This is a genomic window from Ruminococcus sp. OM04-4AA, assembly GCF_003462585.1.
In the GTDB taxonomy this organism is placed as follows: Bacteria; Bacillota; Clostridia; order Lachnospirales; family Lachnospiraceae; genus Mediterraneibacter; species Mediterraneibacter faecis.
Window position 1 is genome coordinate 24,215 of record NZ_QTZH01000033.1, and the last position, 11,195, is coordinate 35,409.

The window sequence follows — 11,195 nt, forward strand, 5'->3', positions numbered from 1 at the left end:
GCAATGTCAACATGAAAAATGAGAGCCAGAACAGCTCCCACATATAGTAACTATTCCAGCTCTCATTTTTTATACTTTCAAACAGAATCCGAAGTCTAACGCTCACAAATTCCTCTGTAAATCTTCTCCGCTGTCATCGGCAGTTCTCTAATGATCACTCCTGTCGCGTTCTGGATTGCATTGCTGATTGCCGGTGATGGTGTATTGATTACAATCTCTCCAATGGACTTCGCTCCGAACGGTCCTGTCGGCTCATAGCTGCTCTCGAACTCTACGCGGATTGTTCCAACATCAAGACGAGTCGGAATCTTATACTGCATCAGGGAATTGCTGAAGTTCTTTCCCTTTTCGTTATACACAACATCTTCATACAGTGCCATACCGATTCCCTGTGCGATTCCGCCTTCCACCTGCACACGTGCAAGGTTCGGATTTATAACTGTTCCGCAGTCTACGACTGCTACGTAATCGATCAGTTCAAGTACACCTGTCTCTTTGTCGATCTCAACTTCTGCCATACCAACCATGAATGGCGGTGGAGATACCGGTGAGGAAAATGCTTCACTTGCGGAAAGTGGTGCGTTACTGAAGCACATTACATTATTTCCAATCTGACTTCTTGAAATCTGCTTTCCTGTTGCCAGCTCTGTTACATATTCTCCATCGAAATCTACATCTTCCGGCTTACATCCGAGATACTCTGCTCCACGCTCGCAGATTTTCTTGCGAAGGGATTCACAAGTCTTAACAACTGCCTGTCCTGTTACATAAGTTGTACTGGATGCATATGAACCACAGTCGTATGGAGAGATGTCTGTATCTACTCCGAATACAACAACTTCTTCCGGTTTACATTCAAGACACTCTGCTGCCATCTGGGCAAGGATCGTATCGCATCCTGTTCCCATATCAGTAGCTCCGATGATCAGACTGTAGAATCCGTCATCATTTACTTTGATTTCAACAGCACCTGTATCTACTGCTGAGATTCCGGATCCCTGCATTGACATCGCAACTCCGACACTGCGGACTTTTCCATTTCCCATATCACGGTATGGATACTTTTCATCCCAGTTGATCATTTCTTTTGCTCTTGCAAGACATCTGTCGAGTGTACAGCTGTTTGCGATTTCTCCATAATATGCCGGCATCTTGTTGCCCTGGCGTACCATGTTCTTCTCACGAAGCACTGTTGGATCCATTTCGAGAACTCCTGCAAGTTCATTTACAGCTGACTCTACAGCAAACTGTCCCTGTGTTGCTCCGTATCCACGGTAAGCTCCAGCTGACATTACATTTGTGTAAACAACGTCATATGTAAAGCGGAATGCCTCTGCCTTTCCATAAAGCGGAATAGACTTGTGACCGGAAAGACCTACGGTTGTCGGTCCGTGCTCACCAAATGCTCCAGTATTGGAAAGTGTATAGAGATCGATTGCTTTAATATTTCCTTCTTTATCCGCTCCCAGACGTACATGAAGTTCCATCTCATGACGCGGTGAAGAAGCGATCAAAGACTCTTCTCTTGTGTAAATGATCTTCGCCGGTTTTCCTGTCTTCCATGTGACAAGTGCCGGATAAACTTCGGAAACTACAGTCTGCTTCGCACCGAATCCTCCACCGATTCTCGGCTTGATCACACGTACTTTGCTCTTCGGAATATCGAGTGCATGAGCAAGGATTCTTCTTGCATGGAACGGAACCTGTGTAGATGAAACGACATTTAATCTTCCGTATGCATCTAAATATGTATAAGTACGGAAAGTCTCCATCATCGCCTGTTGGTTCGCCTTTGTATGATAAACGCGATCGATCACGTGATCACATTTTGCAAGAACTGCTTCTACGTCTCCATCTCCACATACATCATGTGCACAGAGATTTCTCTTGTTGTCTGCACCAACCGGGCAGAGGCTTCTCCAGTTATCTTCCGGGTGCACAAGAATCGGATTGTCCTTTGCTGTACGGAAATCAAGTACCGGTTCAAGAACCTCATACTGGATCTTAACAAGCTTCATTGCTTTCTTAACAGCTTCTTCGGATGTTCCGGCTACAATCGCAGCTGCATCTCCAACGAAACGCATTCTCTGGTCTAGGATCAGACGGTCATACGGACTTGGTTCCGGATAGGTCTGACCAGCCATTGTAAATCTTTTATTCGGACAATCTTTATATGTAAGAACACATTCGATTCCAGGTACTGCCTCGGCACGAGCTGTATTAATATCCTTAATTAATGCATGCGCATATGGACTTCTGATTACTTTAACGATGAGACAGTCTGACGGCGCAAGATCATTTGTATAAACACTTTTTCCTGTAACAAGTGCAGCAGCATCTTTCTTTACAAGAGGACGGTTTACAATCTTCAGGGATTCTATAGTTTCTCCTTTTTCCTGATTGCTGTGGACAAATTCCGGTTTCTCAGGAATCAGATTCTGAACTTTATCTATTCTTTCCATTCTTACTCCTCCCCGCCCATTTTCTTTACTGTAATGTTAACTGCTGTATTTCTGACTTCCATATATTTCTGGATTGCACGAAGCTGTCCCATGTATCCTGTACAGCGGCACAGATTTCCTGCCAGATATTCTTTGATTTCTTCTATAGAAGGGTTCTTCAATTCACGGAACATTGCGAGCACGTTCATAATGAATCCAGGGGAACAGAATCCACACTGCTCTGCACCTTCCTGTGCAAGAAATGAGCCGAATTCTGCTGCTTCTTTCTCCACACCCTCAAGTGTTGTCACTTCATGTCCGTCAATGCTTGCTGCAAGAACAGAACATGACAGGCGGGATTTTCCGTCGATCCATACCGTACACAAACCACAGTTTGTTGTCTCGCATCCACATTTCACACTCTTACATCCAAGATCACGCAGAAGATTCAACAGGACTGTATCTGCAGCGATCTCTGTACTTACTTTCTTTCCATTCAGGGTAAACTGTACTTCCATCCTATTTCTCCTCCGCATTATATTCATCTAAAATTGAGCGCATCTCTCTGCGAAGCAGAATCTCCGCAAGGTGCTGTCTGTACTCCGCACTTCCGCGCATATTGCTTCCATAAGTAAATTCTGCTGCCACACGTTTTGCATACTCTGTGAGCTGCTCGTCTGTAGCATCTTTTGGGATCTCCCACTGCTTTTCAAGCAATGCCGCTTTCATCGGTCTTGCTCCTACTGAAAAGAACCAGGACTCCTGACCTCTGTAAATTCCTGTTACGACAGAACATGTCAGCACCGGGAAATCTGTCTTTGTCTGACGAATTGATTCATAACGGAATTTTCTCTTACTCTTTCTGACAATTACAGATACAAGAATATCCTTATCTGCTTTTCTGTTTACAAACTCAGAAAGTCGAACAGTTCCGCCATTATATAATTCCACAAATGTATCCAATGCCAGTAATGCAGTCAGCACATCAGAAAATCCGTATCTTCCATAGATACTGCCTCCAACTGTTGCCTGATTTCTAAACTGAACTCCAACAATATGACGAAGGCTTTCTGCAATTCCGTCCCCATAGAATTTTCTCAGCCCCTCATGCTCTTCCAGCTGGCGCAGTGTACACATTGCTCCAATGCGGAAGACATGGTCTGTCTCCTCAATCTCATTCAAACCAAGATCCGACATATCAATGATCGTCTTCACTCTCGCATTTCCTAATCTCATCCACATCATGCCGCCCATGATACGACTGTTTCTTGCCTGATTCAGCTCGTAAGCTTCCTCCAGTGTCTTAACTTTCACGTAATTACCGATTGTTAACACAGTAGGTCTCCTTCCTATCCACATACCTTTTCCGAGGATCGCGGTTCTCATCCTCGCAATTCTCTCTTGTTATCTTATGTCGTTTCTTGCGATTGTTTTTCAAAAGACAAACATGCAAGCATAAAAAAAGTGCAAATGAAACAGCTTTGTCATTCACACATCTAGCAGATTAATGATATCATATGTATAAGAAAAAAGTCAAAAAATCGGTTATACTTTATTATAATCAATTCTTATAAGATGTGCTTATAAACAGGGTATTATAAATAAGAAAGAAATCCCGAAACTATGTTGACATCATTGTACCCTCGGTGTTATTATTTGCTTAAACACGGAAACGTATAGTAACGTTAGATACATGATGTAATTTGGGGACGGCGCATCTTGCCGTTTCTTTTATGTTTATTTACAGTTTACGCTTTCTTGCATAGATGTATATTAAACAGTTACCGTTCATGGCTATTATGATTATCGTTCGCAGGGAACTTATGAACAGTAACCAATAACCTGCTATGACCAGTAATACTTTGTTTCACCATGTTTAAGGAGGATAAAAAGAATGGCAATTTTTAAAGGCGCAGGTGTAGCGATTGCTACTCCGATGAAAGAGAATCTTGAGGTCAATTATGACAAATTAGATGAGATGTTAGAGGAGCAGATCGCAGGCGGTACAGATGCGATCATCATCTGTGGAACAACAGGTGAATCTGCTACTATGACAGAAGAAGAACACGCTGCAACAATCCGTTTTGCAATTGAGCGTGTGAACCACCGTATCCCGGTTATCGCCGGAACTGGTTCTAATTGTACAAGAACAGCAATTCAGCTGTCCAAAGAAGCGCAGGAAGATGGAGCCGACGGACTTCTGCTCGTAACACCATATTATAATAAAGCAACACAGAACGGACTGATCGCTCATTACACAGCTATTTGTAATGAAGTAAATATTCCGGCTATTCTGTACAATGTACCAAGCCGTACAGGATGTGGACTTCAGCCACAGACAGTTGCAACACTTGTGAAAGATGTTGAGAATATCGTTGGTATTAAAGAAGCTTCTGGAAATATCAGCACAGTCGCACAGATTATGCATCTTTGTGATGGTAATGTAGATCTTTACTCAGGAAATGATGATCAGGTTGTACCACTTCTCGCACTTGGCGGAATCGGTGTTATCTCCGTTCTTTCCAACGTAGCTCCGACCTATGTACATGATATGTGCTATAAATTTTTCTCAGGAGATATCGCAGGTAGCCGCAAGATGCAGTTAGATGCACTTCCGCTGATTGACGCACTCTTCTGCGAGGTAAACCCAATCCCGGTTAAGGCTGCTCTTAACATGATGGGGAAAGAAGTCGGAACTCTTAGAGCTCCTCTGACAGAGATGGAAGATGCACATAAAGAAGTTCTGAAAAAAGCAATGATCGATCTTGGAATTCTGTAAGAGAATTTTTTCAACCTATAAAAAAACGATTCTACTTCTTAAAAATAAGACCATCGGCTGAACATAAAGCCGATGGTCTTATTTTTATTCACTTATTAATACTCTCTTTCCGACATCAGTTCCTGGATCAAATTCAGGTTCGAATCCGAATGCTCCAGTTCTCTCGAATAACGATACACAATTTCTATCACATCTTTTATGCTCAATGCTTTTTCATTCATTTTCCATTGCGCCATCAGAAGTTCATGGATCAGAAGTGTACTGACAACAGCCATCTGAGCTTTTGCAAATGCTTCTCCATCATATACTGCACCGCAGAAGTAAGTACTGATGAAATATACCAGGAGCTGTTCATATTGTATTTCATACTCCGGCATTTCTTTCTGAAGCCAGGTATGAAACTCTCCTAGCATCTCCATATAGTGCTTTTCGCACAGATTATCATTTGCATTTCCATATAATAGTTTCTCCGCTTTTTTAAGATAAGACTCCCAATCGCCTCTTAAATGTTCCATCTGATACTGATTTTGGAACATCTTTCTAATATACGTCAGATGATCTGCTTCTGCAAAATCAGTTTCAACTTCGTGAATCCCTTCTTCCGTCCGATAATAATCAAACACATCATCCATAGAAAATATATCTTCTTCATCAATACATTCCTGCACATCACGTGCAATTTCCAGAATAAGTGCTGCCCGTAAATTCAGCTTTTTCTCTCTGTCTTGTAAAATATCAATCAACACTTCTCTGGCATCCACAAGCTTTGAATATAAAAATGGATCAAAGTCACCATATTCTTCTTCCTCGTCTGTTTCATAAGAAAGAAAATGCATCGGCTCTTTTTTGTTCATCAGGATTCGTGCCACTTCCGGGCAAGATACAGAAAGCGTTACTTCCCGCACATCTTCAAATTCTTCGATATGTCTGGGATATAATTTACAGGTTCTGCACAAACTTTCTTCTCCTAATGCAGTATACATATCACATAGATTCGATCTATTAAGAAACACACACCTTTTGTCTTTATCCTGTTTAAATGTTCCTTCCTCCCAGTTAATAGATTCTTTCAGATGCTCCGCAAATACACCTGTCTCATTTTTATACTTTTCCAGCGCGGCTTCATCCGCAACGATCTGCCATCCTGCACAACAAGTGTCCTCGCACTTTCCTGCAACACAACGAAATTCATGATAATAATCAGGTATTGTATACAACATTGATTTACTTTATCCATTCCCTTTCCACTTTAGTTATTTTTTAACTGACATCATTATAGCACGCACTTCCGGGCAGAGCAACGATGTGATTGACACGGGAGTGAACAGTAACGAAATTTTTCAATGTGAAATTTTCTTTATTTTTTTCTTGACATTCCGCACGCCATAGGGTATACTTAACAAGTCGCTTGAGTTAAGCGACAACTGAATAGGGGATTGGTCAAATGGTATGATAGGGGTCTCCAAAACCTTTGGTGGGAGTTCGATTCTCTCATCCCCTGTTGACCGAAGAGTCAGAAACCTTGAATTTCCAAGGCTTCTGGCTTTTTTCATTTTCTAGATAATTCCAATGTAGTCAAGTATGTAGTCAAACAGTAATCATTCCTAAAATGAGATAGCATTTTCAATCTGTTTTTCCTTATTTTTCGTTGTTTTATTGCTGAAATAATATAGTTTTTTGGTTGTACTAATATCACTGTGTCCCATTTGTTCTGTAATAAATCCCTCGTCTACATCACTGTCTATTAAGGTTGTTCCGTAAGTCTTTCGTATCTTGTGCATGGTACGATGTGGGATATGTAATTCATTACATATTCTGGACAGTCTTTTATTAAAAGTATTTCCTCTGATACGTTTTCCATTATGCTCAAATAAATATGTTTCCGATGTATTCAGTTCCAATATTTGGTTCAACGTATCCAGTGCGGTAGAGGATATGATTAAATCCCGATTACCAGCGTCTGTTTTAGCGTGCTCTTTTACAGCTACAATCCATTTATTGTTTTCGTCTCGGTATTTATCTTCGGTACGTCTGATTTTAATAATACGTCCGTGTAAGTCTTCTTTCTTTAGAGTGCTTAGTTCACCGACACGTAAACCTGTCTGAAATGTAAGCAGAATACCAAGATTATAAATATCCGGCTTTGCTTTCAGACGTTGAATAACTACGGGAATTTCATCTTCCATAAACACTTCTTTCTGCTTGTCTATAATCTTCCGTTTAAAAAGATTATTCGGCAGTTCCAAATCTCCAAAAAATTCAGTGATACTGATAGCAGTATACTTTTTCTTCTTACCGTATTTGAAGATACCACGAATCAATGTCCGCAGTCCGGCATATGCCTTTCTGGTAAGCGTAAGGTCACGAATGGTGCATTTGATAAATATTTCCAAATCGTCCTCTGTGATATTTTTAAATTTCTTTTTGGTAATTGAAACAGAAGTGTAGTGGAAAAATCTTTTGTAATCGTTCACGTATCTGTCATAAGACGCTTTTTGTATCTCGCCGAAATCCAGTTTGCGATTTATCCATTCATAGAAAACATCATCAATATAAATTTCTTCCTGTAAAGCCTTATAGAACTCCACAATGATATTTTCCAGTTCTTCACGGGTATTTCTACGTCTGTAAAGTCGGTTTCCGTCTTGTTGTGGAAGATACGTGGAATAAATTTCTTTTCCCGATTTGTCTGTTGTTACTGTAATTGCGTAAACATGCTGAGCAAGTATTTCCTTTTTTTCCATATCTTCTATATCATTCAGCATGGTATCTAAAGAGATTATACCTGTTTGGATTGCGTAATTCAATAAATCTGTATCGTCATAAGCGTTGGGTTCAGTCATAAATTACATCAATATGATAAGGGTATTGTCTCAAAATATCTTTTTTTTCTTTAATTTTTTCTATGTATAGTTAATGCCCTGTATTTTTTAATTTTAAATTCATATTGTCATTTATCTGTTATTATGGGCGAATCATTCAGATATTTCGCTTACTCATTATCAGAATAACTCCTTTCTATTATTGGTAGTTTGGAAGATTTTTTGTAGTCTTCATAAATTTTTATCTGGGTATCATTCATCTTTGCCTGTTCGATTAATACCTGTATATAATCGCAGTTATCCAGTTCTCCGATTTTTGAAAATAATTTTAAAGACGGAGCAACGGAACTTTCTAACCAGTTCCAGATACTATTAAGTGTCTTTTTCTGCGGTTGAATTGTTAGCTTTATTTTCTCTATATCTTGCATAAATAATTCCCAAGGGGGATAAGTAGGATAAAGTCTTTTCCGTGAAGTAGATTTGTTTTCCGGCTGTTCAAGAAAACGGATTTTACCATTTAGTACAGACATTGCAATCTCTGCAACATCACGTCTGGCGATTAATTCCTGTACAACTTTATTTGCCCGTTCCTGTCGGAATCGCAGTTCATATCTGTTCCAGTTCAGGTCTAATTCTTTGCCAAATTTTTCTGCCTGTTCGTACCCTTTTTCATAGAAAACAATTCGGAAATCACTGTTGCTACTTCCGAGATAAAGTGTATTTCCTTTATGAACAGGTGTTGATTCACTTAATTCACCAGAAGCATTTTCAGAATAATTGCGTAACTGACTGGATATTAATCCTTGCTTTGTTAAACGTATCAGTTCTGTAATGTTAAGATAAGGTTTATGGTCATCTATTGCCAAATCAATTCGTGGGAAATTTACATGATATTGACAGACCCTTGCGAAGAAATCAAACCATGTTTCTTTATTTATCACAAGAAAGTTCTCATAATTTCTACAGCCAGAACCACTCATTAATATCTGAAATCCATTGTATTGCATTTTACCAGTCGGTTTTAGAATTTTGATATTATCAAATCCGGCAACCAGTTCATGTCCGGCAATTCCTTTCCCTTTATTCTGAAGTTCCATAAGTGAAAGAGGTATTTTAGGATATCCGTTATGACAGCGAATAAATCTACATCTTTTACTGTAATCTGACACCAGTCAATTAAGGCTGTCAGACTGTCTTTTTGTCGTGTTACCCTCCTGTTAGTATAGGAGGGTTCTGAAAGAACTGATTTACTTCTTTCTTCCAAATAATAATCCTCCTTTGCCGATAGTGGCAGAGCCACTATCCCTGTCTCTTTTACTGTCCGTTTGGTACGGACAGCAAGAGACAGGAAGTTCATTGGTTACTATGCATTTTTCTGGGAAATACAAAGAATCCCTTTACAGGTCACTCGTTCTACCAATGTAGGATAATTTCCTCTCTGAACATATGGAGCATAGACCGGTGTATCCAGTTCCACTACAGAATATGGTTCGATAGTTGGGATTTCTGTCATTTCCAGTCGAATATCAACACTGTTACCAAGTTTCATACTTCCAAGATGAAGTTTGACCGCTTCGATATCTTCGGTTTTCTTTCTGGTATCTTTGTCATAGCGGTAGCAATAATCAGCTCCCATATAACGAAGTTCCCCGAATACCTCTTTGATCTGTTCTTTTGTTAATGTAATCTGCATAAGCATTATCCTTTCTCCCCGTATCACCGATAGGACAGTCGTCTAATAAGTATTGAAATCCATTGATATTTGAAGTTTAGTTATTTCTAAACTATTTAAATCATAACATTGAGCAAAACGAAAATCAATATAAAGTTTAGAAATTTATAAACTTTTTATTTTCTTTGCAGAGTATTTATGATATAGTGAGTACAGAATAAATGAATCAGCCACACAGAGAAAGTAGAGGATATCGAAATGAACACGATTGCAGAACGAATCAGATTTGCGATGAATGTAAGAAATGTAAAGCAAGTGGAAATGGTACAGCGAACAGGAATTACAAAGGGTGCGTTTAGTTCTTATCTTTCTGGAAATTACAATCCCAAAAAGGATAAATTGGAACTGATTGCTGACGCACTGGATATCAATATTAACTGGTTAATGGGTGAAAATGTGCCTATGGAAAATATCAGTGCTACAGATAATCAGACTACGGGATATGTATTTTACAAAGAAATGGAATACTTATTGAATAACACCGACACGGCATATATCGGATTTCAGACACAGTATGGGGCATTAATCCCAAGATATCAAATATATGTAAATGTCAGTTTAAATGAAATGCATATCGTACCTATTTTCTTACGGGAAGATCAAAAGAGTATTATCAATATCCAAAAGAACTTACTCAACCAGAATCATATGAGATATTTACGAGGGATTTTTCCAGTATTCATATGACACTTGCCACTTCTCAGATATATTATTATGGAATCAATGAAAAGACATTGGAAACGGAAATCTTTTCGTTTGCCTATTCGTCCGAAAAAAATTGCTATGTAGCGAGTGATTGTCAGCCTGTCTTGTGTGATGAATTTGTCCGTGAAATCGAAAAGGAAGTGCTTTATCTCCGGAAAGTTTCCAGATAACAGACAAGAGGACTTGCAAGGTTCGTGACCTTTCAAGTCCTCTATATAGCATGGTTGAATTGGATACCGTCCGTTCTGTCAAGGACTGCCCTGACGGCGTATCGGCTTCGCCTTGTTCCTTGACATCACTAGGTAGTTATTATTAATCTAAAATTTTATGTTCCATTAATTTGATAATTACTTCTCTTGAAATGTCTGTTACAAAATCTCGTTCACTAGGAGAACAGCGACTAAGTAATTCTATCAATTTTTCTATATCTCGTATATTCTCGTCGGCAGTATCATTATTAATCAATGTATCTATTTTAATTTTCAACGCTATAGAGATTTTATAAATCGTTTCCAAGCTTGGCTTTCTCGAGCCATTTTCAATCTGACTTATAAATACCGTAGACACATCAATTTGTTCTGCTAATTGTTCTTGCGTCATTTTTAAAGATTTTCGAGCTTCTTTTATGTTTTTTCCTAATAATTTGTAATCCAAAACAATACTCCCTTTTTAATTATATTTTCATCTTACAGTTAAAAAATATATTTGTTAACAAA

11 protein-coding genes, 1 tRNA gene and 1 pseudogene are annotated in these 11,195 nt (G+C 39.1%); 3 read left to right on the forward strand and 10 right to left on the reverse strand.

Annotation, left to right across the window (positions count from 1 at the left end; all coding sequences use genetic code 11):
- Positions 1-95: 95 nt before the first annotated feature.
- From DXB52_RS10300 to DXB52_RS10310, 3 genes are all read right to left on the reverse strand, one after another.
- Complete coding sequence (locus DXB52_RS10300) at positions 96-2,372, reverse strand: xanthine dehydrogenase family protein molybdopterin-binding subunit (protein ID WP_118107238.1); 2,277 nt, start codon at positions 2,370-2,372, stop codon at positions 96-98.
- A gap of 92 nt (positions 2,373-2,464) precedes the next feature.
- Positions 2,465-2,959, reverse strand: a complete 495-nt coding sequence (locus DXB52_RS10305) for a (2Fe-2S)-binding protein (RefSeq protein ID WP_015528188.1) — start codon at positions 2,957-2,959, stop codon at positions 2,465-2,467.
- 1 nt (position 2,960) lies between these two features.
- Entirely contained in the window at positions 2,961-3,776 is an 816-nt protein-coding gene (locus DXB52_RS10310) for an FAD binding domain-containing protein (protein WP_118107230.1), read from the reverse strand.
- A gap of 559 nt (positions 3,777-4,335) precedes the next feature.
- Between DXB52_RS10310 and dapA the strand changes: the two genes are divergently transcribed.
- Positions 4,336-5,220, forward strand: coding sequence for a 4-hydroxy-tetrahydrodipicolinate synthase (gene dapA / locus DXB52_RS10315; protein WP_117542131.1), 885 nt, complete (start codon positions 4,336-4,338; stop codon positions 5,218-5,220).
- 95 nt (positions 5,221-5,315) lie between these two features.
- Here dapA and fliB read toward each other — a convergent pair whose 3' ends face one another.
- Positions 5,316-6,440, reverse strand: a complete 1,125-nt coding sequence (gene fliB, locus DXB52_RS10320; protein WP_118107232.1) for a flagellin lysine-N-methylase — start codon at positions 6,438-6,440, stop codon at positions 5,316-5,318.
- A gap of 210 nt (positions 6,441-6,650) precedes the next feature.
- Between fliB and DXB52_RS10325 the strand changes: the two genes are divergently transcribed.
- A tRNA-Trp gene (locus DXB52_RS10325) sits at positions 6,651-6,721 on the forward strand.
- Positions 6,722-6,824: 103 nt separating this feature from the next.
- Here DXB52_RS10325 and DXB52_RS10330 read toward each other — a convergent pair.
- The 5 genes and pseudogenes from DXB52_RS10330 to DXB52_RS10340 all read right to left on the reverse strand — a co-directional run bounded on the left by DXB52_RS10330 (position 6,825) and on the right by DXB52_RS10340 (position 9,735).
- Positions 6,825-8,063, reverse strand: coding sequence for a tyrosine-type recombinase/integrase (locus tag DXB52_RS10330; protein ID WP_118107234.1), 1,239 nt, complete (start codon positions 8,061-8,063; stop codon positions 6,825-6,827).
- A gap of 149 nt (positions 8,064-8,212) precedes the next feature.
- Entirely contained in the window at positions 8,213-8,983 is a 771-nt protein-coding gene (locus DXB52_RS10335; RefSeq protein ID WP_472520087.1) for a replication initiation factor domain-containing protein, read from the reverse strand.
- Positions 8,984-9,007: 24 nt separating this feature from the next.
- Positions 9,008-9,112: pseudogene (locus tag DXB52_RS17135) on the reverse strand (hypothetical protein); the annotation flags it as partial.
- Entirely contained in the window at positions 9,064-9,306 is a 243-nt protein-coding gene (locus DXB52_RS17140) for a hypothetical protein (protein WP_472520085.1), read from the reverse strand. The gene DXB52_RS17140 and the pseudogene DXB52_RS17135, both read right to left, overlap by 49 nt.
- 99 nt (positions 9,307-9,405) lie before the next feature.
- Entirely contained in the window at positions 9,406-9,735 is a 330-nt protein-coding gene (locus tag DXB52_RS10340) for a hypothetical protein (protein WP_118107240.1), read from the reverse strand.
- A 237-nt stretch (positions 9,736-9,972) separates the two neighbouring features.
- Here DXB52_RS10340 and DXB52_RS10345 point away from each other — a divergent pair, with 237 nt between their 5' ends.
- Complete coding sequence (locus DXB52_RS10345; protein WP_472520086.1) at positions 9,973-10,461, forward strand: hypothetical protein; 489 nt, start codon at positions 9,973-9,975, stop codon at positions 10,459-10,461.
- Between the two features lie 330 nt (positions 10,462-10,791).
- Here DXB52_RS10345 and DXB52_RS10350 read toward each other — a convergent pair whose 3' ends face one another.
- A complete protein-coding gene (locus tag DXB52_RS10350; protein ID WP_181989193.1) occupies positions 10,792-11,133 on the reverse strand; it encodes a helix-turn-helix domain-containing protein in 342 nt (113 codons plus the stop codon).
- Positions 11,134-11,195 lie beyond the last annotated feature (62 nt).